Source organism: Pseudomonas lundensis (genome assembly GCF_002269125.1).
Classification (GTDB): domain Bacteria; phylum Pseudomonadota; class Gammaproteobacteria; order Pseudomonadales; family Pseudomonadaceae; genus Aquipseudomonas; species Aquipseudomonas lundensis_A.
This window is the reverse complement of record NZ_NQKI01000037.1, coordinates 1-23,103: the sequence shown is the minus strand read 5'-3', so window position 1 is coordinate 23,103 and position 23,103 is coordinate 1. Positions and strand designations below refer to the sequence as shown.

22 protein-coding genes and 2 tRNA genes are annotated in these 23,103 nt (G+C 56.1%); 8 read left to right on the top strand and 16 right to left on the bottom strand.

The annotated features are described in order from the left end of the window. Window positions 1-6 precede the first annotated feature (6 nt). A complete protein-coding gene (locus CJF39_RS18855; RefSeq protein ID WP_094994800.1) occupies window positions 7-705 on the bottom strand; it encodes a fimbrial biogenesis chaperone in 699 nt (232 codons plus the stop codon). A 66-nt stretch (window positions 706-771) separates the two neighbouring features. Further along, window positions 772-1,347, bottom strand: coding sequence for a fimbrial protein (locus CJF39_RS18850; protein WP_094994799.1), 576 nt, complete (start codon window positions 1,345-1,347; stop codon window positions 772-774). 180 nt (window positions 1,348-1,527) lie between these two features. Between CJF39_RS18850 and CJF39_RS18845 the strand changes: the two genes are divergently transcribed. After that, complete coding sequence (locus CJF39_RS18845; RefSeq protein WP_094994798.1) at window positions 1,528-4,764, top strand: hybrid sensor histidine kinase/response regulator; 3,237 nt, start codon at window positions 1,528-1,530, stop codon at window positions 4,762-4,764. Window positions 4,765-5,037: 273 nt separating this feature from the next. Here CJF39_RS18845 and CJF39_RS18840 read toward each other — a convergent pair. Continuing rightward, a tRNA-Met gene (locus CJF39_RS18840) sits at window positions 5,038-5,114 on the bottom strand. 172 nt (window positions 5,115-5,286) lie between these two features. Here CJF39_RS18840 and CJF39_RS18835 point away from each other — a divergent pair. Further along, window positions 5,287-6,501, top strand: a complete 1,215-nt coding sequence (locus tag CJF39_RS18835) for an MFS transporter (protein ID WP_094994797.1) — start codon at window positions 5,287-5,289, stop codon at window positions 6,499-6,501. 28 nt (window positions 6,502-6,529) lie between these two features. On the opposite strand, the gene CJF39_RS18830 is transcribed toward CJF39_RS18835, so the two are convergent. The 9 genes from CJF39_RS18830 to CJF39_RS18790 form a co-directional block, all read right to left on the bottom strand. Further along, entirely contained in the window at window positions 6,530-7,588 is a 1,059-nt protein-coding gene (locus CJF39_RS18830; RefSeq protein WP_094994796.1) for an FUSC family protein, read from the bottom strand. 134 nt (window positions 7,589-7,722) lie between these two features. Next, window positions 7,723-8,823: a redox-regulated ATPase YchF gene (gene ychF, locus CJF39_RS18825; RefSeq protein ID WP_094994795.1), complete on the bottom strand. Its 1,101-nt coding sequence runs from the start codon at window positions 8,821-8,823 to the stop codon at window positions 7,723-7,725. A gap of 23 nt (window positions 8,824-8,846) precedes the next feature. Further along, window positions 8,847-9,431, bottom strand: a complete 585-nt coding sequence (pth, locus tag CJF39_RS18820; protein ID WP_048375550.1) for an aminoacyl-tRNA hydrolase — start codon at window positions 9,429-9,431, stop codon at window positions 8,847-8,849. A gap of 163 nt (window positions 9,432-9,594) precedes the next feature. Next, window positions 9,595-10,185 carry a 50S ribosomal protein L25/general stress protein Ctc gene (locus CJF39_RS18815; RefSeq protein WP_047273316.1) on the bottom strand — a complete coding sequence of 197 codons (591 nt, stop codon included), beginning with the start codon at window positions 10,183-10,185 and terminating at the stop codon, window positions 9,595-9,597. A gap of 140 nt (window positions 10,186-10,325) precedes the next feature. Continuing rightward, window positions 10,326-11,267, bottom strand: coding sequence for a ribose-phosphate pyrophosphokinase (locus CJF39_RS18810; protein WP_003208392.1), 942 nt, complete (start codon window positions 11,265-11,267; stop codon window positions 10,326-10,328). Window positions 11,268-11,312: 45 nt separating this feature from the next. Continuing rightward, window positions 11,313-11,387 (bottom strand) — tRNA-Gln (locus CJF39_RS18805). A 10-nt stretch (window positions 11,388-11,397) separates the two neighbouring features. Beyond that, complete coding sequence (gene ispE / locus CJF39_RS18800) at window positions 11,398-12,273, bottom strand: 4-(cytidine 5'-diphospho)-2-C-methyl-D-erythritol kinase (protein ID WP_094994794.1); 876 nt, start codon at window positions 12,271-12,273, stop codon at window positions 11,398-11,400. Window position 12,274: 1 nt separating this feature from the next. Next, window positions 12,275-12,901: a lipoprotein insertase outer membrane protein LolB gene (gene lolB, locus CJF39_RS18795; protein WP_094994793.1), complete on the bottom strand. Its 627-nt coding sequence runs from the start codon at window positions 12,899-12,901 to the stop codon at window positions 12,275-12,277. A gap of 3 nt (window positions 12,902-12,904) precedes the next feature. After that, window positions 12,905-14,629 (bottom strand): tetratricopeptide repeat protein, encoded by a 1,725-nt coding sequence (locus tag CJF39_RS18790; protein ID WP_094994792.1) that lies wholly within the window; start codon window positions 14,627-14,629, stop codon window positions 12,905-12,907. Window positions 14,630-14,839: 210 nt separating this feature from the next. Here CJF39_RS18790 and hemA point away from each other — a divergent pair, with 210 nt between their 5' ends. From hemA to CJF39_RS18760, 6 genes are all read left to right on the top strand, one after another. Further along, window positions 14,840-16,126, top strand: a complete 1,287-nt coding sequence (hemA, locus tag CJF39_RS18785; RefSeq protein WP_094994791.1) for a glutamyl-tRNA reductase — start codon at window positions 14,840-14,842, stop codon at window positions 16,124-16,126. After that, window positions 16,126-17,208, top strand: a complete 1,083-nt coding sequence (gene prfA / locus CJF39_RS18780) for a peptide chain release factor 1 (protein ID WP_047292244.1) — start codon at window positions 16,126-16,128, stop codon at window positions 17,206-17,208. Before hemA ends, prfA begins: the two co-directional genes overlap by 1 nt. Then, window positions 17,209-18,039, top strand: a complete 831-nt coding sequence (gene prmC / locus CJF39_RS18775) for a peptide chain release factor N(5)-glutamine methyltransferase (RefSeq protein ID WP_094994790.1) — start codon at window positions 17,209-17,211, stop codon at window positions 18,037-18,039. Next, on the top strand, window positions 18,033-18,788 hold the full coding sequence (locus CJF39_RS18770; protein WP_094994789.1) for a molybdopterin-synthase adenylyltransferase MoeB: 756 nt from the start codon (window positions 18,033-18,035) through the stop codon (window positions 18,786-18,788). The genes prmC and CJF39_RS18770 overlap by 7 nt, the downstream gene beginning before the upstream one ends. Then, window positions 18,781-19,572 carry a glutamate racemase gene (murI, locus tag CJF39_RS18765; RefSeq protein WP_094994788.1) on the top strand — a complete coding sequence of 264 codons (792 nt, stop codon included), beginning with the start codon at window positions 18,781-18,783 and terminating at the stop codon, window positions 19,570-19,572. The genes CJF39_RS18770 and murI overlap by 8 nt, the downstream gene beginning before the upstream one ends. Before the next feature lie 113 nt (window positions 19,573-19,685). After that, window positions 19,686-20,204 carry an acyloxyacyl hydrolase gene (locus tag CJF39_RS18760; RefSeq protein WP_094994787.1) on the top strand — a complete coding sequence of 173 codons (519 nt, stop codon included), beginning with the start codon at window positions 19,686-19,688 and terminating at the stop codon, window positions 20,202-20,204. A 2-nt stretch (window positions 20,205-20,206) separates the two neighbouring features. Here CJF39_RS18760 and CJF39_RS18755 read toward each other — a convergent pair whose 3' ends face one another. From CJF39_RS18755 to CJF39_RS18740, 4 genes are read right to left on the bottom strand one after another with little or no spacing between them, the layout of a single operon-like run. Beyond that, window positions 20,207-20,512, bottom strand: a complete 306-nt coding sequence (locus CJF39_RS18755) for a YkgJ family cysteine cluster protein (RefSeq protein ID WP_094994786.1) — start codon at window positions 20,510-20,512, stop codon at window positions 20,207-20,209. Between the two features lie 56 nt (window positions 20,513-20,568). Next, window positions 20,569-21,063 (bottom strand): DUF2878 domain-containing protein, encoded by a 495-nt coding sequence (locus CJF39_RS18750; RefSeq protein WP_094994785.1) that lies wholly within the window; start codon window positions 21,061-21,063, stop codon window positions 20,569-20,571. Next, window positions 21,056-22,327: an SAM-dependent methyltransferase gene (locus CJF39_RS18745; RefSeq protein WP_094994784.1), complete on the bottom strand. Its 1,272-nt coding sequence runs from the start codon at window positions 22,325-22,327 to the stop codon at window positions 21,056-21,058. The genes CJF39_RS18750 and CJF39_RS18745 overlap by 8 nt, the downstream gene beginning before the upstream one ends. Beyond that, window positions 22,314-23,102 (bottom strand): DUF1365 domain-containing protein, encoded by a 789-nt coding sequence (locus CJF39_RS18740; protein ID WP_094994783.1) that lies wholly within the window; start codon window positions 23,100-23,102, stop codon window positions 22,314-22,316. The genes CJF39_RS18745 and CJF39_RS18740 overlap by 14 nt, the downstream gene beginning before the upstream one ends. Window position 23,103: the final 1 nt, after the last annotated feature.

Below are 23,103 nucleotides of genomic sequence, written 5' to 3'. Positions count from 1 at the left end.
CAGGGATTAATGAAGGGTGATGGGTGTTGCTTGGACGGTGCTGCCATATTCATTGATGTAGGAGAGTTGCAGCGTGTCGCTATTTTTTAGCGGTATCGTCGTGGTAACGGTGCTGCCCGGCTTGATCACCTCAGGCATGCCTTTGCTGGCGCTGTTGTTGATCTGTAAATCACTGACGACTACGTTAAAACCCGATGGGTTTTGTACGGTCAACTTTCCGCCTTCTGCATGCCACTGCAGGTTTTTCACCGCCTCCTCAAGAGAGCCTTGCAGGCCTGCGGGGCGGTAAAACAGTTTGATGGTGGTTTTGAGTGCAATCTGCAAAACGTTCTGATTGCTTTGCTCGGTGCTCTTGGCCGGGATCGCTTTAACATTCAGCAAAAACAGGCTTTCTTTGTCGGTCGGCAGTTTTTGTGCATTGGTCGCGATGATGCGCAGGATGTTCTGGCCCTTGGCGTCCAGACGGAACAAGGGCGGGGTGATGATGAATTCATCCGCACTGTCGTCTCGATTTTCGTAAGGGCTGACCCATGACTGCACCAGGTACGGCACGCCGTCTTCACCTGAGTTGGACAGAGAAAGGTTGGCTTCCTTTTCTTTGCTTTGGTAAATGACCCGGGTGGCGCCCACATTGACGCCCGCCTGAACGTGCGGCAGCCAAAAGCCTGCCGCCAAAGCCAAAATGGCTGCAACTTTTAAACGCATGTAGATGTCCTCTATTCAACGCCAGAGCCCGTGTAAAACCACGAGCTCAGGCGTTAAAAAAACGCGTTACTTGTAAGTAACGTCGAAGGTAGCCAGCGCGTTGACGGTACCTGTACCGATACCGCGGGTATCAGGAGCGCCATCAGCACCTGGGGTGTCAGCAACAAGACGTACGTAGGACGCCGTGAAGTCGAAGGTGTTGGATTGAGGGCGCAGCACGTAATCGGTACTTGCGGTGTTCAAAGGCAGTTTGTCACCGGTGCGGGCGTCTGCAATCTGGATGCCGATGCCTTTGACCTGGTTCGTACCGACCATACCGAGTACGGTTGCATCCGTTGCAGACTGTTGGCCGCTGAACTTGATGGACGCGTTTTTCAGCGTCGAGCCGCTGCAGTTTTCCAGAGAGATCGAGAACGGCGTGTCACCGGCAGTCGCGCCAACAGTGTTGGCGAAGTCAGCGATACGGACCTGGCCCATATCAACCGACTTCTTCACGCTTTCACTGTTAATGGTGCAAGCGTTATCGTTGACAACACCGGTGAATTCAACCTGGCCATCAGCTGCTTGCGCAGTCGCTGCAGCCATGGCGATCAGCAGGGTTGAACCGCATAGGGCAGTGTATTTGCCGATTGTTTGAAACATGAGAGATACCCTCTACAAAAGTTATGTGTCATATCCATTTTTAACAGTCCCCCCTGTTCACGGCTGGCCGCAGCAGGTGGTGCATAGCATGCAATGAGTGGGGTACAGCCCCTATCAGACGATTCCTGTTTTTAGGACGCTTAACATTTTTGGGCTCAAGTGCCCCTGAAAGGCTCTCTCATGAAACAAGCAAAATTACACCTCGGTGCGCTGGCACTGAGCTCTCTGAGGCTCAACAAGCTGCTGCTCGTGCTGACCGGGCTGGCCCTGTTGCTGGTGAGCATGAGTTATTGGGCGGTTGACAGGGTGTTGAATGAAGAGCGCGAGAAGACTGACTTCCACTTTGCTCGGCTGATGGAGAACATCCATGAACATGAAGCTTTTTTACGCAGTGCCGCAGAGAGCTATGGCCGAGGCAGTGAAAACTTGTGGGTGGACAGTAATCCGCGTTCGCACATCGAGTTGATGCGCCAAGGCGATGAGCGTTTGTATCAGAACCGCGACACAGCCAAATCACTGCCTTTCACCGTCAGTCAGCGAGATAAGTTCACCCCCGATGAAATGGCCGGGGTCTACTCGTTTGGCGTGCAATTAACCGATCTTTTTGCAGCGTACTGGTCCGATTCCTATTCTGCGGCGCCGCAAGTATTTGTCTTTTCACCGGTTGATCAGTTCACCATTGCGGTGCCCGGTATTGACGGCGCGCGGCAGTTTCCGCGGCTGCAAAAGAACAACTTTTTTGATGTAACCAAGCGTTTATATGACCAACTGATACCCCATAGTGGTTCGCTCAATAACAACCATTTGATGTGGATGCGAGCCCCGGTCGGTCTTATCTCAACGCACAAGTACATCGTGGGAGCTATTGGTGTCGATCTTTCTCATCACTTTCTACCCGCACCGCAAGATGATGATGGCGTCATTCTCACGGCCTTGCTGGATGTCAGTGATATCAGTGACCTTGAACGTTTATTGATGCGGCCGACCAAAAGCAGCCTGACGTTGATTTCGCCAGCCGGTGACGTTCTGTTGGGAGATGTTCAGGATGTGCAAGACCTGCCGTTAGGGCTGAGTTTTGCTTCCGACGGCTTGCACTTTAAATTGAGTTCGGGAGGGGACGCCCCCTGGACAGGCCTGTACGCCATCAGCTACCAGAACTTCTTTGGTTATGCTAAATGGCCACTGCTGGGGGCTGTGGGGCTGTTCTTGCTGTTTGCGTTGATTGGCTGGCGTGTTAATCGTTGGTACCGCTTGCAGATGATTGAGCCCGCGCAGCGTGCCAATCAGTCCTTGGCTGAAAGCGAAGAGTTCAACCGGGTCATGCTTGACAATGCGCCTGTGGGTTTATGCGTTGTGCAGCGCGGCACCGGTATCGTATTACTGGAGAATCAGCGTGCTCAGCAATGGCAAGGCACTCCTGAGCTGATTGCGTTGCTCAAGCGTGATTACGCCAATCGCGAGCCCGGTGAGGTTCAGCTTGAGGTTGCCGGTCGCTATCTTCAGGTGTGTTTTGCATTCACCCGTTACAAAGGCAGTGACGTAGTGCTCTGCGGCTTCAACGACATCACCCGGCATGTCGATGATGCCAACATGATGGAACAGGCGCGTCGCTCGGCCGATGAAGCCAGTAAAGCCAAAACCCTTTTTCTGGCCACCATGAGTCATGAAATTCGCACGCCTCTGTATGGCGTGCTCGGTAATCTTGAACTGCTTGAAATGACCCCCCTGAGCGAGCGTCAGCAGGAGTACCTGCAAACAATTCAGCGTTCCTCGGCGGTGTTGTTTCAACTCATCAGCGATGTCTTGGATGTGTCCAAGATTGAGTCCGGGCAAATGGCCGTCGAACCTAAACCCTTTAGCCCGCTAGATGTATTTGAAGACGCTGTGCGCAGCTATGCCGCGGCGGCAAACAATAAAAACCTGAACATGTTTGCCTGTGCGGACGTCTCCTTACCGCCTCTGGTGTGCGGTGATGCTGTTCGAATCCGGCAAATCATCAACAACTTGCTGAGTAACGCCATCAAGTTCACGGACTTTGGGCGGGTGGTCCTACGCCTGAAAGTTACCAATCTTGAGCGCGACCATGTCTCGCTGCAGTGGCAAGTCTCCGACACCGGGTGCGGAATCAGCGAGCAGCAACTGCCGAAACTGTTTAAGCCTTTTTCTCAAGTGGGTGATAGCGCGCTTGCGGGCGGCGCGGGGTTGGGGTTGTCGATCTGCGCTCGACTCAGTGAAATGATGGGCGCCAATCTGCGGGTGGTCAGTGAGCCGGGGCTCGGCAGCAGTTTCTCACTGCACATACGCCTGCCGATCATTGCAGGTGTGTTGGCCAACAGTGCGGACATTGATCTCAAGGGGGTAAATGTAAGTGTGCGTGCGCCGCTCAAGGACCTTGGCCAGAGCCTGGTCGAATGGCTCAGCCATTGGGGCGCGCGTGCGCAGGCGTTGCCAGTTACGGGCACGGGCATTGAGGACAGTGAAGTTGTGCTGCTGGACGTCGAGCCGGACTCGTTGAACACACAGCCGTGGCCGGGTCAGTGTGTGGTGGGCACGTGGACTGCAACGAGTCAGCCGCGAAGGACGGACCGCGGCTGGGAAGTCAATGCTTATGATATTCGCGCGATTGCCCGCACCTTGATGCAGGTGGCTCAAGGCACCGCGACTGAAGTGCTCGCCAGCGAGTCTCAATCCGGCTCAAGTTTGGGCTTGAGTGTGTTGGTCGCAGAAGACAATCCTGTTAACCGAGAGGTTCTCAAGGAGCAACTGGAGGCACTGGGTGTTCGGGTAACATTGGCCGAAGATGGTGAACAGGCCTTGCTGCGTTGGGGTGAGTCTGAGTTTGATGCGGTGATAACCGACGTCAACATGCCCAAGCTCGATGGTTATCTGCTGACGCAACGCTTGCGTGAATTGGACGCCGACGTACCGATTATTGGCGTGACCGCAAACGCCTTGCGTGAGGAGGGGGAGCACTGCCTCAAGGTCGGGATGAACGCCTGGTTAGTCAAACCCTTGAACCTCGACACGTTACGTCAGATCTTGACCGCCTTCGTTCGACAACCTGTTGCGGTAGCTCCGCAAGTAGTGAAAGAAGAAACGTCGGATGCATCGCCAGATGACGACCTTGAAGGCTGGATAACACTTTCCCCCGCCATGCATCGTCTGTTTGTCGCGACCATGCAAGAGGATCTGGCGCAGGCCGAATATGCTTTGCAAGCTTCCGATACTTCAACGCTGGTCAGCTACCTGCATCGAATCAACGGATCATTGGCCACGGTAGGAGCAAAAGATTTAGCCGCCGCGTGCAGCGTCTGTGAAATAACTCTGCTGCATCAACCGTTGAATTCAGAGTCAGCCAGTGCGGTAGAAGCATTGTTGAAGCGGCTGCACCGGGTTGTGCTCAGGATGGCCATTTAATTCAGGCAGTCGTGATCCTGGAGTTAAAACCGTTTTCCAGGTTTACGTGTGCTTCACATGAGGACGTGGCGTTGCAGAGCGCCACAACTGCTATACGGGGGCGTGTGCCACAAGGGCAGTAAAGGAGAGTTTGTCTCGCGATCTTTTGATCTTTGAACATTTCACGTAATGAGGTCACACGAGACAAGATTATCGCCAGACACAAAAAAGCCCGCACTAGGCGGGCTTTTTCGTTGGTTTCATTTCATCTTTCGATGATCTGAAACCGGTGTTTGGTGGCTACACAGGGACTTGAACCCCGGACCCCAGCATTATGAATGCTATGCTCTAACCAACTGAGCTATGTAGCCAATGGCGCGCATTATTCCTTCGAGCCGGGCATGTGTCAAGCAAATATCTAAAAAAAATCTTTGTTCAATCAACCGCTTAAGGATTTACGGGGTTTGGATGGCAATATCCTGTTAAAAAATGGCACATTGACCGGCCTGCAAGTGCGCATTCACCTGATGTACGGAAAGTCTCATGGCCCTTAGCAATGCTCAAACAACAACGACTGCCTCACAAACACCTCAAACCAGCCCGCTGGTGCTACGCATTATTGGTGCGGTGGCGCTGGCGCATCTGATTAATGACTTGATTCAAGCCGTCCTGCCTTCGATCTACCCGATGCTCAAGGCCAAATATGACCTGACCTTCACCCAGATCGGCCTGATTACCCTGACGTTTCAAATGACGGCATCGCTGTTGCAGCCTTGGGTCGGTTATTACACCGACCGCCATCCTAACCCGTTGCTATTGCCAGCAGGCATGGTGTGCACGCTGGTGGGGATTTTAATGCTGTCACAAGTCGGCAGTTTCCCGTTGATCCTCTTGGCCGCCGCGCTAGTGGGCATCGGGTCGTCGACCTTTCACCCGGAGGCTTCGCGGGTCGCGCGTCTGGCCTCGGGCGGGCGCTATGGCTTTGCTCAATCCACGTTTCAGGTAGGCGGTAATGCCGGTTCGGCGTTCGGTCCATTGCTTGCCGCATCGATCATCATTCCGTTCGGGCAAGGCAATGTGGCCTGGTTTGGCCTGTTTGCATTGTTCGCCGTTGGCTTGCTGTATGCGATCAGCCGCTGGTATCGCAGCCACTTGAATCTGTTCAAGCTCAAAGCCGGGCAAAAGGCTACCCACGGCTTGTCTAAAAAACGGGTGTTGAGCGCGTTGGTGGTGTTGGGGCTGCTGGTGTTTTCCAAGTATTTCTACATGGCGAGCCTGACCAGCTATTACACCTTCTTCCTGATCGAGAAATTCGGCGTCTCCATTGCCAACTCGCAGATGTACTTGTTCCTGTTCCTTGGAGCAGTCGCGGCGGGTACGTTCTTTGGGGGGCCGATTGGCGACCGCATCGGCCGTAAAGCCGTGATCTGGTTCTCGATTCTGGGCGTGGCACCGTTCACCCTGCTGCTGCCCTATGCGGACCTGTTCTGGACCAGCGTATTGAGCGTCGTCATCGGTTTTATCCTGGCGTCGGCGTTTTCGGCGATTGTGGTGTATGCCCAAGAGTTGGTGCCAGGGAACGTGGGCATGATCGCCGGTATCTTCTTTGGCCTGATGTTTGGTTTTGGCGGGATTGGTGCCGCGCTGCTGGGGCATCTGGCAGATATTCACGGTATTGAGTACGTGTATACCCTGTGTTCGTACCTGCCGCTGCTGGGTGTACTAGCGATATTTTTGCCGCGTACCCGAAAAGCCTGAGCGGCGAAGCAAGCCTCTGTACCGGTGCTTAAGGGGCAAGCTTTTCGCTTTGAGTCGTAAAACCAAACGTCAGGAGAGCGCTTTCAACGGTGCTCAAGTGCTGCATGCACAGTTGCCAGGGGCCCGACACTGCATCTGCGACATCGTCGGGCGCCACGGGCAGCAACACTGGGCGCTCATTGTCACTGGCGATCGCTGCACAGCCCGATGCCACGCTCGCCAGCCGCTCGTGCAATGACGCAGGCGGCGATCCCTGCTCCTTGCGCAAGGCATCGGCAAAGGCTTCTGCAAACAGCAGCGAGCTGGCGTACAGGCGTACGGCATGACGCTCGTAACGGCTGGCGATATCTTTGACCTCCCGCGATACAAAGCGTCCGCGCAACGTCCAGCGCGCAGTATTGCGGGCGCTACTGATGCCTGTTTCGAGCGCGATGAGGCTGTCGTGGGCCGCAGAGAAAATCAGCACGGCATTTTTGGCTTTGTTGGCGTCGTTCTCTTCCAGCGATTGCAGGTTTTTACTGAACCCTCTGGCCAGCTTTTCCAGCAAATCCTTGGCCGAGCTATCAATGATTCCTATGGGGTTAGGGGTCAGGAGGATTTGACTGAACACCAACCCCACGCCGGCGCCGACCAACACATCCAGCATGCGAACAAACCCGGCGCTTTCAGGCCCGACAGCGAGCATCAGGACGGCGGAAACCCCCGCCTGGATCGGCACTACCGCCCCCAAGCCATAGAGCGCCGCGATGGCGATGGCCGAAAACGTGGCAAACCCGATACGCAGCAACGGGTAGCCGTCAGGCAGCCAGAGCGCCGCTTCGCCCACGATGATCCCGGTGGCGACACCCACCATCAGTCCTACGGCTTGTTTGCCGTGGCTGGGCAGCCCGGGTGCCAGGCAGACGACGGCGCTGATGGCGGCAAATACCGGATGCTCATGCCCAAACAAATGCTTGGCCAGAACCCATGCCAGCGCGGCGGCGATAGCCGAAGCCAGTGCATCACGCCACCCTGAAGACCAGCGGGATTTGATTTTCTCGACCAGCGAATCGATGTAGCGACTCAGGAAGTTGGGGCGGGTAATCATTCAGGCTCCCAATGTTGATTGACCGTGGTGATAACCATAGACCTTAGCGGGCGGGTAGGGTGCGCGAAGGAACTTGAATCAATTGCGGGGCCAAAAAAAACCGCGCCTGAGCGCGGTTTTTATACGTGTAATGGTTACACGTTGAAACGGAAGTGCAGAACGTCACCGTCTTTGACGATGTAGTCCTTGCCTTCAAGACGCCATTTGCCAGCAGTCTTGGCGCCAGCCTCACCCTTGTACTGGATGAAATCGTCGTAGGCGATGACTTCGGCGCGGATGAAACCTTTTTCGAAGTCGGTGTGAATCACTGCGGCGGCCTGCGGGGCCGTTGCGCCCACTTTCACAGTCCAGGCGCGTACTTCTTTAACGCCAGCCGTGAAGTAGGTTTGCAGGTTCAGCATCTGGTAACCGGCGCGGATAACACGGTTCAAGCCTGGCTCTTCGAGGCCCAGCGCTTCCAGGAACATGTCCTTTTCTTCGCCTTCTTCCAGCTCGGCAATTTCAGCTTCGATCTTGTTGCAGACCGGAACTACCATTGCACCTTCTTCTTCGGCTATGGCCATGACCACGTCGAGGAACGGGTTGTTCTCAAAGCCGTCTTCAGCCACGTTGGCGATGTACATCACCGGCTTGGTGGTCAGCAGGTGGAAGCCACGGATGATGGCTTTTTCGTCTGCGGACATGTTCTTGATCAGGCTGCGGGCTGGTTTGCCTTCGGTGAAGTGGGCGATCAGCTGTTCAAGCAGGGCTTTTTGAGCCACGGCTTCTTTGTCGCCGCCTTTGGCGTTGCGCGCCACTTTCTGCAACTGTTTTTCGCAGCTGTCGAGGTCAGCGAAGATCAGTTCAAGGTCAATGATTTCGATGTCGCGTTTCGGGTCAACGCTGTTGGAAACGTGGATCACGTTTTCATCTTCAAAGCAGCGGACAACGTGAGCGATTGCATCGGTCTCGCGGATGTTGGCCAGGAACTTGTTACCCAGGCCTTCACCTTTGGAGGCGCCCGCTACCAGGCCTGCAATATCGACGAATTCCATGGTGGTCGGCAGCACGCGCTCCGGGTTCACAATGGCAGCCAGTGCGTCCAGACGCGAATCGGGCATCGGCACGATGCCGGTGTTAGGCTCGATCGTGCAGAAGGGGAAGTTCTCAGCCGCAATACCGGATTTGGTCAGGGCGTTGAACAGGGTGGACTTGCCGACGTTAGGCAGGCCGACGATGCCGCAGTTGAATCCCATGGTGTTTCCCCTCGGATAAAGAGTCAGGCCTTCTGGCTGTGCAGGTTTTTCATCGCACGGTTCCATTCCCCGGCGAGGATATCCGGCAGCACGCCGAGGGCAAAATCGATGCTGGCATCCAGCTTTTCCTGTTCGGCGCGCGGCGCGCGACCCAGGACAAAATTGGAGACCATGCTGGCGACGCCTGGGTGGCCAATGCCGAGCCGCAGACGGTAGAAATTATTGTTGTTCCCCAGTTGCGCGATGATGTCGCGCAGCCCGTTGTGACCTCCGTGGCCGCCACCCAGTTTAAGCTTGGCAACGCCTGGCGGGAGATCGAGTTCGTCGTGGGCCACCAATATGGATTCGGGTGCAATACGGTAGAAACCGGCAAGCGCCGCAACGGCTTGGCCGCTTCGGTTCATATAGGTGGTGGGAATCAACAGACGAACATCCTGACCCTGATGGCTGAATCGCCCGGTCAGGCCAAAATACTTGCGGTCCGCAACGAGGTTGACCCCGTGTGCCGACGCGAGACGCTCAACAAAAAGGGCCCCTGCGTTATGCCGGGTCTGTTCGTATTCGGTGCCTGGATTTCCCAGGCCAACGATCAGTTTTATGGCGGTCACGACAAGGGCCCTTCTATGGAGTTGTGGATAACATCACCGCTGGCAGTAGCGGCGAAAACGGACAAAAATGCGGGTTTACATGAGTAAACTTCGCGATCTTGTCCGCTTTACTCGCTGCGTGTTAGCTCGCGATGTTCCTCAAAACTCCAGACAGAGTAATGAATTACTCTGCTTCAGCTTCTGGTGCAACACGTGGAGCGTGAACGTTGGCTACTGCCAGGTCGTTACCGTGTGCCAGTGCTACGAACTCAACGCCTTTAGGAGCGGTGATGTCCGACAGGTGAATGATCGAGCCGACTTCGGCGTTAGCCAGGTCAACTTCGATGAATTCAGGCAGGTCTTTTGGCAGGCAGGAAACTTCGATTTCAGCAACAACGTGCGAGATCTCGCCGCCTTTCTTGATCGGAGCAGCTTCACCAACGAAGTGAACTGGAACGATTGCAGTCAGCTTCTGACCGGCAACAACGCGTACGAAGTCAGCGTGCATCACGTGGCCTTTGGCCGGGTGACGCTGCAGAGCTTTGATGATTACGTTTTGCTTGGTGCCGCCAACAGTCAGTTCGATAACGTGGCTGTAAGCCGCTTCGTTTTCGAGCAGCTTGGCAACTTCTTTAGCCAGCAGGCTGATGGATTCAGGGGCTTTTTCGCCACCGTAAACTACAGCTGGAACCAGGCTTGCGAGACGACGCAGGCGGCGGCTCGCACCTTTCCCCAGGTCGGAACGCACTTCAGCATTCAGAGTAAATTCGTTCATGTTGTATCTCCAAAATAACCACATCCGGCCTAGCGTTTGCGACCAGCGCTATGGACGGTATGGGCAAAAAAGCCCCGCCCCAACAGGCTGTTGGGGCGGGGCGCTTTTCGTCAACGAGACATTCGTGAAGGGCAGGGCCCTTATCGGAACATCGCGCTGATCGATTCTTCGTTGCTGATGCGGCGAACCGCTTCAGCCACAACCGGTGCGATATCCAATTGACGGATACGCGAACAGGCTTGTGCGGCTGCGGACAGCGGAATGGTGTTGGTCACCACCAGCTCGTCCAGCATGGAATTTTCGATATTCTCGATTGCCCGACCCGACAGCACAGGGTGTGTGCAGTAGGCGAACACTTTGGCAGCGCCATGCTCTTTCAAGGCTTTAGCCGCGTGGCACAAAGTGCCGGCGGTATCGACCATGTCATCAACCAGAATGCAGGTACGCCCTTCGACATCACCAATGATATGCATCACTTCCGAGTGATTGGCTTTCTCACGGCGTTTGTCGATGATACCCAGATCAACGCCCAGGGATTTGGCAACAGCACGTGCACGCACGACGCCGCCGATATCCGGGGACACGATCATAAGGTTTTCAAAGCGCTGATCTTCGATGTCATCCACCAATACTGGGGAGCCATAGATGTTATCTACAGGAATATCGAAGAAACCCTGGATTTGGTCAGCATGCAAATCAACCGTGAGAACACGGTCAATGCCGACAACGGTAAGCATGTCAGCAACAACTTTTGCGCTGATAGCCACACGTGCGGAACGCGGACGGCGATCCTGACGGGCATAACCAAAGTAAGGAATAACAGCAGTAATACGAGTCGCTGAGGAGCGGCGGAAGGCATCAGCCATCACGACGAGTTCCATCAGGTTATCGTTGGTCGGAGCACAAGTCGGCTGAATGATGAAAACGTCTTTACCGCGGACATTTTCATTAATCTCAGCGGTAATCTCGCCGTCGGAAAACTTACCGACAGAAATGTCACCGAGTGGGATATGCAGCTGACGTACGACACGCCGAGCCAGATCGGGGTTAGCGTTCCCCGTAAAGACCATCATCTTGGACACGCGCAGTACCTGAAGGCTGAGGGTAACCTGGATGAGTATAAGAAATGGCAGGGGCGGCTGGATTCGAACCAACGCATGGCAGGATCAAAACCTGCTGCCTTACCGCTTGGCGACGCCCCTGTATCTGTTGCTACGAGTACCGTGTACCCGTTTCCTTTGACAGATCTTGTAGTCTTCGGTGCAACATCGAAACGTTGCTTCCTTTGGCTACAAACCCTGTAAGGGTGTCTGCAAGAAGGTGCAGGACTTTATCAGCATCTGCTTCGTTTGGGAAGGCCCCAAATATACAACTTCCAGTTCCAGTTAATTTTGCTTCGGTATATTTACCTAACAAATTCAAAGCCTTACGTACATCTGGGTAAAGCTCCGTTACTACTGCTTCGCAGTCGTTTCGGCTGTTTCCCTTGGGGACGGGGCGCACTTTAATGGGCAAAGAGTCACGTGTCAACAAAGGATGCGAAAAAATTTCTGCTGTGCTTACAGAGACTTGCGGGACCAGTACGACATACCACGGCTCTTCGGGGTATTCGGGTGACAGGATCTCACCAACGCCTTCGGCAAATGCTGCGTGCCCCCGAACGAAAACTGGCACGTCCGCGCCCAGGCTTAGCCCCAGCGTTGCGAGCTTGTCCAGGCTCCAGCCCAGATTCCAAAGGTGGTTAAGGCCCAGCAATGTCGTCGCGGCATTGGAGCTTCCGCCACCGATTCCACCGCCCATGGGGAGAATTTTTTTGATGCGGATATCAATACCCAGCGTGCAACCGGATTGTGCCTGAAGGTGTCGAGCCGCTTTCACAATCAGGTTTTGATCGTGCGGCACGCCTGCAAACTCAGTGAGGAGGTGAATTTGTCCGTCCTCTCGCACTGAAAACGTCATTTCATCGCCATAGTCGAGGAATTGAAACAGCGTTTGCAGTTCGTGATAGCCATCTTCGCGGCGGCCGAGAATATGCAGCATCAAATTTAATTTTGCCGGGGAGGGCAAAATTAATGGATCGTTTTGCATGTCATTGTCCCAACTGACGGGGTTGCCAATCTTTCACCACCAGGGTGACGTCTAAATCAGTTCCGTGCAGTTTTACCCGCTCCGGGAGCCAGAAGCCATTTTGCTCAACGTAGCTCAGGTATTCGATTTTCCAGCCGTCCTGTTCCAGTTCGCCCAGGCGGCTGTCTGCATTCAAGGCTACGCGACTCTTGCTACCCGGTGCTGGCAAGCCGCGAACCCACCACACCAGGTGCGACACTGGCAAGCTCCAGCCCAGTTGTTCGCCGAGTAGCTCCTCAGGGGATGCGGCATCGTATCGGCCCTGATTGGCCACTTCCAGCGTGACTTTGCCCGGGCGCCCGGTCAGGCGTGCCGCGCCACGGCCGAGTGGGCCGGACAAGCGAATGTCGTAATAATCCTGGCGTTGCAGCCAGAACAGTGTGGCGCTGCCCGAGTCTTTCGGGGCGCGGATGCCGACTTTGCCGTTGATCTGCCAACCGTCGAGCTGGGTCAGATGCTGTTTGTGTTCGGCCCACAGTGCGGGGCTGCCATGGCCTTCGACCGATTCGCGGGCGCCAAACATCGAACAACCGGCCAGCAAGGCGATCAGGCTAAAGGCGATAAGGTGTCGCAGGTTGCGATAAAGCATGATTTAGAGAGTCTCGGATCCGGTCAAACGCAAAACGGTTTTGCGCAGGATAGGGCTTTCTGGGTTGTCTTTAAGGAACTTGGCCCAGACTTGCCTGGCTTCACGCTGTTTGCCGTTGGCCCAAAGCACTTCCCCCAGATGAGCAGCGACTTCTTGGTCCGGGAAGCGATCCAGCGCTTGGCGCAATAACTGCTCGGCTTCATTCAAATTGCCGAGGCGGTAATTTACCCAGCCCAGGCTGTCGAGCACGGCAGGATCGTCGGGGTTGATGTCATAAGCCTGTTGAATCAGCGCTTTGGCTTCGGCGTAACGTGTTGTCCGATCTGACAGGGTGTAACCCAGTGCGTTCAATGCCATGGCATTGTCAGGTTCGCGGGCGATGATGGCGCGCAGGTCCTTCTCCAACTGGGGCAGGTCGTTGCGCTTCTCGGCCAACATGGCGCGCGAGTAGAGCAAATTCAGGTCATCCGGGTATTGTTTCAGCGCTTGTTGCAGGACATCCCAGGCGCGGTTTGTCTGATTGTTCGCACTCAGCGTTTCTGCTTCGATCAAAAACAGCTGAATAGCGTAATCAGGTTGCTCGTCGCGGGCCGCCGCCAATTTGGCAGAGGCTTCCGTACCCCGACCGTGGTTAATCAGGATATCGGCCTGACGCAACTGGGCGGGCAAGTAGTCATTGCCGGGGCCAACCTGAGCATACTCAATCAACGCGCCTTGCGGATCGTTGCGTTCTTCAGCGATACGGCCGAGGTTCAGGTGGGCGGAGTCCACGTGGCTGTCGCGTTCGATCAGTTCTTGCAGATAGCCTTCAGCTTCGTTCCAGGCTTTGCCCTCGAGGCACACCAGCGCCAGGGAAAAGCGCAGCTCATCGTCTTCAGGGTATTGCTGAACCAGGCTGGCAAATTGCGCCTTTGCCTCATCCATACGGTTTTGCTCAACCAGTGCGCGTGCGTAGGTGAGGGCCAGGCGCTTGTCATCCGGGTATTGCTGGATGCTTTTTTTCAATAACGGCAGGGCTTCATCGCCGCGATTGAGGCTTTGCAGGATCCGGGCACGCAACAGCACGGGTGCGACTTCACCGGCTTGCGGCGGATTTTTCTCAAGTAATTTGAGCGCGCCTTCTGCGTCTCCATCCTGCTGCATCAGCAAGGCTTTACCGAAAATCAGCTGGCCGTTATCCGGATGCCGGGCGAGCAGGTTGTCGAAGCTTTTCAACATGCCACTGCGGGTTTCGGGGTCTGATTCAGAAGCCGACAACGCTAAAAAGTCGAAGTGAGTATCGCCTTTGGCTTGCAGGACCTTTTCCATGTACACAATGGAATCGTCGTAACGGCCGTTGCGCGCCAGTTGAATGGCGGCGGCGCGTTGGGCTTCAAGGTCGTCCGGGGCGTTTTTGGCCCAGATCAGCGACGTGTCGAGTGCGGCCTGATCGGCGCCCAGATACTCGGCGATGCGAAATGCGCGCTCGGAGATACCCGGGTCCTGCGTATTGATGGCCTGGGTCACGTAGTTGCCCAGCGCAATGTCCAGACGATTACGTTGCCCCGCCAGTTCGGCACTCAACAGGCTGTACAGTGTGTCTTCGCTGAAAGAACTGTAGACCTTTGGCTTTTCGGGCGCGGAAGTGGCGTCTTCAAGCGCGGACGATTCATCCGGCGACGTGGGAGCCAAGGCCTGGCAGCCACTGAGGAAGACGAGAGCAAGGAGCAACGCGGAGGATCTATTCATATAAGAGAAGGGCGACTTACCTGCGGTCGGGGCATCATGACACATGCGAAAGGGCAAACCTAACGGCTGCGACTATCGATATCAGGATGCACATGATGGCTAATTGGGCGTCAACAGACCTTAACTATAGAGACAATAGTCAGCAATGGTTGTTCTCAATCTGACGAAGTAGGACAATTGCCGGCTTCTCGTCATCATCAGCGATCTTGAATGGCCTTCCTTGCACTCGGTATTAACCACAAGACTGCTTCAGTAGACGTCCGCGAGCGCGTGGCTTTTACCCCGGAGCAGTTGGTTGAGGCCTTGCAGCAGCTCTGCCGACTGACCGACAGTCGTGAAGCTGCGATCCTCTCAACCTGCAATCGCAGTGAGCTGTATATAGAGCAAGACCAGATTTCAGCCGATACCGTCCTGAAATGGCTGGCCGATTATCATCAGCTCGACCTTGAAGAATTGAAGTCGTGCGCCTACATCCATGAAGACGATGCTGCCGTTCGTCACATGATGCGTGTGGCCGCTGGCCTTGACTCACTGGTGCTGGGCGAGCCGCAAATTCTCGGCCAGTTGAAGTCGGCGTATGCCGTGGCGCGCGAAGCGGGCACCGTCGGGCCGTTGCTGGGGCGTCTGTTTCAAGCCACCTTCAACTCGGCCAAGCAAGTGCGCACCGACACGGCCATCGGCGAAAACCCGGTTTCCGTGGCGTTTGCCGCGGTCAGTCTGGCCAAGCAGATCTTCAGTGACTTGCAGCGCAGCCAGGCATTGCTGATAGGGGCTGGCGAAACCATAACCCTGGTTGCCCGCCACCTGCATGACTTGGGGGTGAAACGTATCGTGGTTGCTAACCGTACGCTGGAGCGCGCCAGTCTGTTGGCCGAACAATTCGGCGCGCATGCTGTGTTGTTGTCGGACATTCCTCAAGAGCTGGTGCACAGCGACATCGTCATCAGTTCTACGGCCAGTCAGTTGCCAATTCTTGGCAAAGGCGCGGTTGAAAGTGCGCTGAAGCTGCGCAAGCACAAACCGATCTTTATGGTCGACATTGCTGTTCCTCGCGATATCGAACCAGAAGTCGGCGAGTTGGACGACGTTTACCTCTACACCGTCGACGACCTGCACGAAGTGGTGGCTGAAAACCTCAAGAGCCGTCAGGGCGCGGCGCAAGCCGCGGAAGAACTGGTCAGCATCGGCGCCGAAGAATTCATGGTGCGTTTGCGTGAGTTGGCGGCAGTGGATGTGCTCAAGGCCTACCGTCAGCAAGGGGAGCGCCTGCGCGATGAAGAGCTGCAAAAAGCGTTAAAAATGCTCGCCAATGGCGGTAACCCTGAAGATGTGCTGGCCCAATTGGCTCGCGGTCTGACCAATAAGTTGCTGCACGCTCCCAGCGTGCAGTTGAAAAAGCTTTCCGCCGAAGGCCGCCTTGATGCGCTGGCCATGGCCCAAGAACTTTTTGCCCTCGGTGAGGGCTCATCGGATAGCTCTGCGGATAAAAAATCGTAATGAAAGCGTCACTGCTTAATAAGCTGGACATCCTCCAGGACCGTTTTGAGGAACTGACCGCATTGCTTGGCGATGGCGAAGTCATCTCGGATCAAACCAAATTCCGTGCGTATTCCAAGGAATACGCCGAAGTTGAGCCCATAGTTGGTGCGTACGGCCAATGGCTAAAAGTTCAGGGCGACCTGGAAGGCGCTCAAGCATTGCTCAAAGACAGCGACCCCGACATGCGTGAAATGGCGGTCGAGGAAGTGCGCGAAGCCAAAGAGCGACTGATTGAACTCGAAGGTGACTTGCAGCGCATGTTGTTGCCCAAGGATCCGAACGACGGACGTAACGTCTTCCTTGAAATCCGGGCGGGCACCGGCGGCGATGAAGCCGCGATTTTCGCTGGCGATCTGTTTCGTATGTATTCCCGCTACGCCGAGCGGCGTGGCTGGCGGCTGGAAATTCTGTCGGAAAACCCGGGTGAGCATGGCGGCTATAAAGAAGTCATTGCGCGGGTTGAAGGCGAGAACGTGTACGGCAAGCTGAAGTTTGAGTCAGGCGTTCACCGTGTGCAGCGCGTCCCGGCGACAGAATCCCAAGGGCGTATTCACACCTCGGCCTGCACTGTCGCGGTATTGCCTGAGCCTGATGAGCAAGAAGCCATCGAGATCAACCCGGCCGATTTGCGCGTCGACACCTACCGTTCTTCGGGCGCAGGTGGGCAGCACGTAAACAAAACGGACTCCGCTATCCGCATCACGCACTTGCCGTCGGGCATTGTGGTGGAGTGTCAGGAAGAACGCTCCCAGCATAAAAACCGTGCGCGGGCGATGTCGTGGCTTTCAGCTAAATTGAATGACCAGCAAACCAGTGCCGCAGCCAATGCGATTGCCAGTGAACGCAAACTGCTGGTGGGGTCGGGGGATCGCTCCGAGCGTATTCGCACCTACAATTTTGCCCAAGGGCGAGTGACTGACCATCGCGTCAACCTCACCTTGTACTCACTGGATGAAGTGCTCGCTGGTGGCGTTGAAGCTGTGATCGAACCGTTGTTAGCGGAATATCAGGCTGACCAACTGACAGCCCTGGGTGAATAAATGACCGTTATTGCCAGCTTGTTGCGCGCCGCCCAATTGCCCGATTCGCCGACTGCACGTCTGGATGCAGAGCTGTTGTTGGCCGCAGCCTTGGGCAAGTCGCGCAGTTACTTGCACACATGGCCCGAGAAAATTGTCAGCAGCGAAGCCGCACTGACCTTTGCCGACTTCCTGCAACGCCGCCGCGGGGGCGAACCCGTGGCCTACATTCTGGGGCAGCAAGGTTTCTGGAAGCTCGACCTGGAAGTTGCGCCGCACACCTTGATCCCGCGTCCGGATACCGAATTGCTGGTGGAGACGGCCCTGCAATTGCTGCCTGCAACCCCGGCCAGCGTGCTGGATCTCGGTACTGGCAGCGGCGCCATTGCCTTGGCACTGGCCAGTGAACGTCCGGCATGGAAGGTCACTGCCGTTGATCGTATCCTCGAAGCCGTAGCCCTGGCAGAGCGCAACCGGCAACGGCTTGCTTTGAATAATGTCAGCGTGCTCAACAGCCATTGGTTCAGCGCGTTGGCAGGCCACCGATTTGATCTGATCATCAGCAACCCGCCCTACATTGCGGTCGGGGATGTGCATCTGGATGAAGGGGACGTGCGTTTCGAACCCGAAAGTGCGCTGGTTGCCGGTGCTGACGGGCTGGATGATATTCGCGAGATTGTCGCTGCGGCCCCGCAACACCTGAATGCCGGTGGATGGTTAATGCTTGAGCATGGTTATGACCAGGCGTCTGCTGTGCGTAATCTGTTGCAAGGCGCAGGCTTCGTGGAGGTTGCCAGCCGCAAGGACCTGGGGAGCCACGAACGCATTACGCTGGGCCGCCTGCCGTGCTGACCGATCTGGAACTGTTGCGCTACAGCCGACAGATTCTGCTGCCACAGGTCGATATCGAGGGCCAGCTGGCGCTCAAAAACAGCCGTGCGCTCATCGTCGGGCTTGGCGGGTTGGGCTCGCCGGTGGCGTTGTACCTGGCCGCCGCGGGAGTGGGCGAGTTGCATTTGGCCGATTTCGACAGCGTCGATGTGACCAACTTGCAACGCCAGATTTTGCACGACACGGCCAGCGTCGGTGAGAGCAAGGTTGACTCCGCCCTGAAGCGGCTTGCTGCGATCAACCCGGACCTCACACTGATTGCCCATCGCGCGGCACTGGACGAAGACTCACTGGCTGATGCGGTCGCTGCCGTGGACCTGGTGCTCGACTGTTGCGATAACTTTGGCACCCGTGAGGCGGTTAACCGGGCCTGTGTTGCCGCGCGCAAACCGCTGGTCAGCGGTGCGGCCATCCGCCTGGAAGGTCAGTTGTCGGTATTCGATTCGCGCCAGCCCGCCAGCCCTTGTTACCACTGTTTGTACGGGCACGGCAGCGACGATGAATTGACCTGCAGCGAAGCAGGCGTTATCGGCCCGCTGGTGGGCTTGGTCGGCAGTTTGCAGGCCCTCGAAGCCTTGAAGCTGCTGGCTGGCTTTGGTGAGCCGCTGGTCGGTCGCTTGTTGTTGATTGATGCCATGGGAACGCATTTCCGCGAGTTGCGGGTCAAGCGTGACCCCGCTTGCAGCGTATGCGGTTCAGCCCATGAGTGAAGCACCGATTGGCGTCTTCGACTCGGGTGTCGGCGGGTTGTCAGTGCTAAACGAGATTCGCGCTTTACTGCCCAATGAATCGCTGTTGTACGTCGGTGATTGCGGGCATATTCCGTATGGCGAGAAATCCCCGGAATTTATTCGTCAACGTTGTGCGGTTATTGCTGACTTCTTCCAGCAGCAGGGCGCCAAAGCCATCGTATTGGCCTGCAATACCGCCACCGTCGCTGGGGTGGCAGACTTGCGCCAACACTTCCCGCAGTGGCCAATTGTTGGCATGGAACCGGCTGTCAAACCCGCAGCGGCCGCCACGCGCACAGGTGTTGTGGGCGTCCTGGCCACCACTGGCACCTTGCAGAGCGCAAAATTTGCCGCGTTGCTGGATCGGTTTGCCAGCGATGTCGGCGTTATCACCCAGCCTTGCCCCGGTCTGGTGGAATTGATCGAAACGGGTGACCTGCACAGCGATGTCTTGCGCACACTGTTGTGCGGCTATGTCGAGCCGCTGCTCGCGGCGGGGTGCGACACGATCATCCTGGGGTGTACCCACTATCCCTTCCTCAAGCCTCTGCTCAGCCAAATGCTCCCCCCCTCGATCATCCTCATTGACACCGGTGCGGCTGTAGCCCGTCAACTGCAGCGTTTACTCGGTGAACGTGGGCTGTTGGCGACAGGGCCGGCTCAAGAAACCCAGTTTTGGACGAGCGCTTCACCTGAACAGATGAGAAATATCCTACCCGCGTTGTGGAATAAGTCTGGCGTTGTGCGAAGCTTCGCCCTGTAAAAAATGTGTGTCCGTTCAAATGGGTTGAACTTTCACGTTGTGATTGGATTCATAACGCCTGCCTGATGGGGCACACAACCAATGACCTATGCATACGAAAATAGGATTTTCTTATGAAGCGCTTTTTAGGCTTGGCTGCTTTTGCAGCAACTGTTCTGGGGCACAGTTATACGGCACAAGCGGCCGGTATCGAGTTTGGGGTAGGGCACACAAGCCAGTCGAGCATGACCTATCGCTTGGGCTTGAAGTCCGATTGGGACAAGAGCTGGCTACAAAGTGATGTCGGTCGTCTGACCGGCTATTGGGATGGCGCTTACACGTACTGGGATGGCAAAAAGTCATCCAGCAGTAACAGCCTGTCGTTCTCACCTGTCTTTGTGTACGAGTTTGCCGGTGAAACGGTGAAACCTTATATCGAAGCGGGGATCGGCATGGCCTTGTTCTCCAAGACCGAAGTGGAAGAACAAAAGCTGGGCACGGCTTTCCAGTTTGAAGACCGCATTGGTGTTGGCTTGCGCTTTAACGGCGGTCATGAAGTCGGGATTCGTGCGACGCATTACTCCAACGCCGGGCTTTCCAACACCAATGACGGGGTGGAGAGCTACGCCCTGCATTACACAATGCCGCTGTAACGTTAGCGATACGCGGTGGCAATGCCTTGACGCTCGTTAAGGCATTCGACCTCGCCCATTTCGAACTCGCGGCAAATCAGCGGGCGCTTTTCGTAAATGGTGCACATCATGGTGTTGCGGTCCAGGGCTGCACACCAGCCATCGCCCAGGCGCAACATCACTTCGCCGCCCCAGTCATCCGTGTCGATAAAGCGCTCGGGCACACCCGTGTCGGTGATCAGCATCACTTCGAGTTGGCAGCAGCACGCCGCGCATGTTGAACATGTGACGGCGGGTTCGGTAATTTCAGTCAGCGGGATGGTGGTCATAGGCGCGCAGTGTAAGGCAGTGCCGCATCAAGGTGTGAAAGAGCTGATAGCTGCACTTATCTTGCCGGGTGTGAAAATTTACCTGCCAGCCATTGCAGGGTCGGGAACAACCCGCCCCATAGCAGACCTAGCCCGATCAGGGTTGGCCACAGGCCTAACGGAAACGCCACCGCACCCAGCCGCTGCCCCGCGTAATACGAAAGAGGGCCTGACACGGCGCCCAGTACGGCGCACAGCCAGACCGGTTTCGCGGTCCACGCCAGGCAATGATTCAACGTTGTGGCCAGCAAAGCCCACAGCATAATCAACCAGAACGGGATGATCCTCCCGGGACTGTCGAATGCAAACACGCCCGCGTTCAACAGGACGCTGTCGATGACGCTGCCCAGCGCGCACACCAGCAACACCAGGCGGATGTCCGCTTTTATCCACAGCACTTGAATGGCCAAGGCTGCGGCTGCCAGCAGTAGCCAGCCGCTGTAGCCGCCCAGTACACAGGCAAACCAGCCGACTTGAAACAGCGCGGCGTTGGCCAGTGTCTTGTTAAGCATCGAGTCGACCCAGCAGCGGCTGGATCGTGGCGCCCGGTTTGGCCAACAGCAATTGTGCGGTGCCAATGCTGCGCTCCAGAAAGCCGCCTTCGCAGTAGCACAGGTAAAACTCCCACAGCCGCAGGAAGTAGTCGTCGTAGCCCAGCTCAGTCAAACGGCCATGGGCACGTCGAAAGTTGTCACGCCACAGGTGCAGGGTTTTGGCGTAATGCAGGCCGAAGTCTTCCATGTGCATCAAGTTCATGTCGGTGTCATGACCGACGATTTCGAGCATTTTCTGCACGCTGGGCAAGGCGCCGCCGGGGAAAATATAGCGCTGGATAAAGTCCACGCTGCGTTTTGCCTGCTCATAACGTTGTTCGCGGATGGTGATCGCTTGCAACAGCATCAAACCGTGGGGCTTTAGCAAGTGCGAACACTGTTTGAAGTAGCTGGGCAAGAAGCGATGACCGACAGCCTCGATCATTTCGATGGACACCAACTTGTCGTATTGCCCTGTCAGATCGCGGTAATCCTCAAGCAGCAGTGTCACCTGATCTTGTAGGCCAAGTGCATTGATCCGAGTAAGGGTGTAGTCGTACTGCGCCTTGGACAATGTGGTGGTAGTGACCTTGCACCCGTATTGCTGCGCGGCAAACAACGCCATGCTGCCCCAGCCGGTGCCGATTTCCAGTAAGTGGTCGTCGGCCGTCAGCCCGAGTTTCTGGCAGATACGCTCCAGTTTATTAAGCTGCGCCTGCTCCAGCGTGTCTTCGGCCGTCAGGAACTGTGCGGCGGAATACATCATGGTCGGGTCGAGAAACTGCTCGAACATCTCGTTGCCCAGGTCGTAATGCGCCGCAATGTTTTTTTGCGACCCTTTGCGTGTGTTGCGATTGATCCAGTGCAGGCCTCGAATGAATGGGCGGCCCAGACGTGCCAAACCACCTTCCATGGCATCCAGCACGTCCAGATTGCTGACCAGTACACGGATCACTTTTGTGAGGTCTGGCGAGCTCCAATAGCCATGTATAAAGGCTTCGCCGGCGCCGATGGAACCGTTGCTGGCGATCATGCCCCACACGCTGGCGTCATGAATGTGAACCTCGGCCACAAGCCCTGCGCCATGGTCGCCGAATGTCCGGCGCTCGCCTTTTTCGACGACGGTCAAATGGCCGTTTTTCAGCTGGTCCAGTTGACGGATCACCCCGCGGCGCAATAACGCGCTGGTCAGGTTATGGGTACTCGACAATGAAGGTTTACTCACCAGGCTAGGGCTTTTCATGGCGTTGTTCCTTGTTATGCGCAGCAGCAATGCGAAAGGCGCCATCGGCGGCCTGATGGGAAAAAATCGGTGTTCGTTTGAGAAATAACCGTACGGCTTGCCAGTAAATCGCCGCGCACGTCTTGGCAGTCATCCACGGGAACTGGCGCAAGTAGCGATGCAGCCCCGCACGGTCCAACGACGTACGTTGTAGATTGAGGGTGGCATCAAACAGCTTTAGCTCACCTTGCCAGTCAGCCATGTGCACGCCGAGACGCGCATCGGGCGCACTGAAGCTCATGCGGTATTGCACATCGCGCGGTAAAAACGGCGAAACATGGAAGGCCTTGGCCACGGCGACGTGCTGAAAACCGTCTCCTTGTGCCGGGAGTACATAGTGATAGCGTTCGCGCCAGGGCGTATTGGTCACTTCGCACAAGACAGCAGCCAGTGCGCCGTCAGCCTCAAAGCAGTAAAAAAAACTCACCGGGTTGAACGAAAGCCCCCAGCTGCGCGGTTGCGTGAGCAGGCGAATTGCGCCTTGTGGGGTGTGCCCCAACGCGATACCGACTTGTTGGCGCACCGCGTCGATCAGGCGCATGCCTGACTGGGTGTAGGTTTTCAGGTAATCGGTTTCGCGGAAAGAGAATGGCGCCAGTCGGCTTTTTCCAGCCAGCGTGGACAGCCCGAATACCGCGTCCTGTTCATCCAGATCGAGATTGTAGTGGTCTAATGAAACCGGACACTCATTTAGGCGAGAATGCTCGCCATATCGAGGTGTCAGATGACCAAGCAAC

Coding starts and splice junctions, on each gene's coding strand:
- CJF39_RS18830 (WP_094994796.1), bottom strand. CDS start 7,588: ATGATTACCCGCCCCAACTTCCTGAGTCGCTACATCGATTCGCTGGTC.
- CJF39_RS18815 (WP_047273316.1), bottom strand. CDS start 10,185: ATGAACGAATTTACTCTGAATGCTGAAGTGCGTTCCGACCTGGGGAAA.
- CJF39_RS18745 (WP_094994784.1), bottom strand. CDS start 22,327: ATGAAAAGCCCTAGCCTGGTGAGTAAACCTTCATTGTCGAGTACCCAT.
- ychF (WP_094994795.1), bottom strand. CDS start 8,823: ATGGGATTCAACTGCGGCATCGTCGGCCTGCCTAACGTCGGCAAGTCC.
- prfA (WP_047292244.1), top strand. CDS start 16,126: ATGAAAGCGTCACTGCTTAATAAGCTGGACATCCTCCAGGACCGTTTT.
- prmC (WP_094994790.1), top strand. CDS start 17,209: ATGACCGTTATTGCCAGCTTGTTGCGCGCCGCCCAATTGCCCGATTCG.
- CJF39_RS18835 (WP_094994797.1), top strand. CDS start 5,287: ATGGCCCTTAGCAATGCTCAAACAACAACGACTGCCTCACAAACACCT.
- hemA (WP_094994791.1), top strand. CDS start 14,840: ATGGCCTTCCTTGCACTCGGTATTAACCACAAGACTGCTTCAGTAGAC.
- CJF39_RS18760 (WP_094994787.1), top strand. CDS start 19,686: ATGAAGCGCTTTTTAGGCTTGGCTGCTTTTGCAGCAACTGTTCTGGGG.
- CJF39_RS18750 (WP_094994785.1), bottom strand. CDS start 21,063: ATGCTTAACAAGACACTGGCCAACGCCGCGCTGTTTCAAGTCGGCTGG.
- CJF39_RS18850 (WP_094994799.1), bottom strand. CDS start 1,347: ATGTTTCAAACAATCGGCAAATACACTGCCCTATGCGGTTCAACCCTG.
- CJF39_RS18755 (WP_094994786.1), bottom strand. CDS start 20,512: ATGACCACCATCCCGCTGACTGAAATTACCGAACCCGCCGTCACATGT.
- CJF39_RS18845 (WP_094994798.1), top strand. CDS start 1,528: ATGAAACAAGCAAAATTACACCTCGGTGCGCTGGCACTGAGCTCTCTG.
- CJF39_RS18790 (WP_094994792.1), bottom strand. CDS start 14,629: ATGAATAGATCCTCCGCGTTGCTCCTTGCTCTCGTCTTCCTCAGTGGC.
- CJF39_RS18855 (WP_094994800.1), bottom strand. CDS start 705: ATGCGTTTAAAAGTTGCAGCCATTTTGGCTTTGGCGGCAGGCTTTTGG.
- ispE (WP_094994794.1), bottom strand. CDS start 12,273: ATGCAAAACGATCCATTAATTTTGCCCTCCCCGGCAAAATTAAATTTG.
- murI (WP_094994788.1), top strand. CDS start 18,781: ATGAGTGAAGCACCGATTGGCGTCTTCGACTCGGGTGTCGGCGGGTTG.
- lolB (WP_094994793.1), bottom strand. CDS start 12,901: ATGCTTTATCGCAACCTGCGACACCTTATCGCCTTTAGCCTGATCGCC.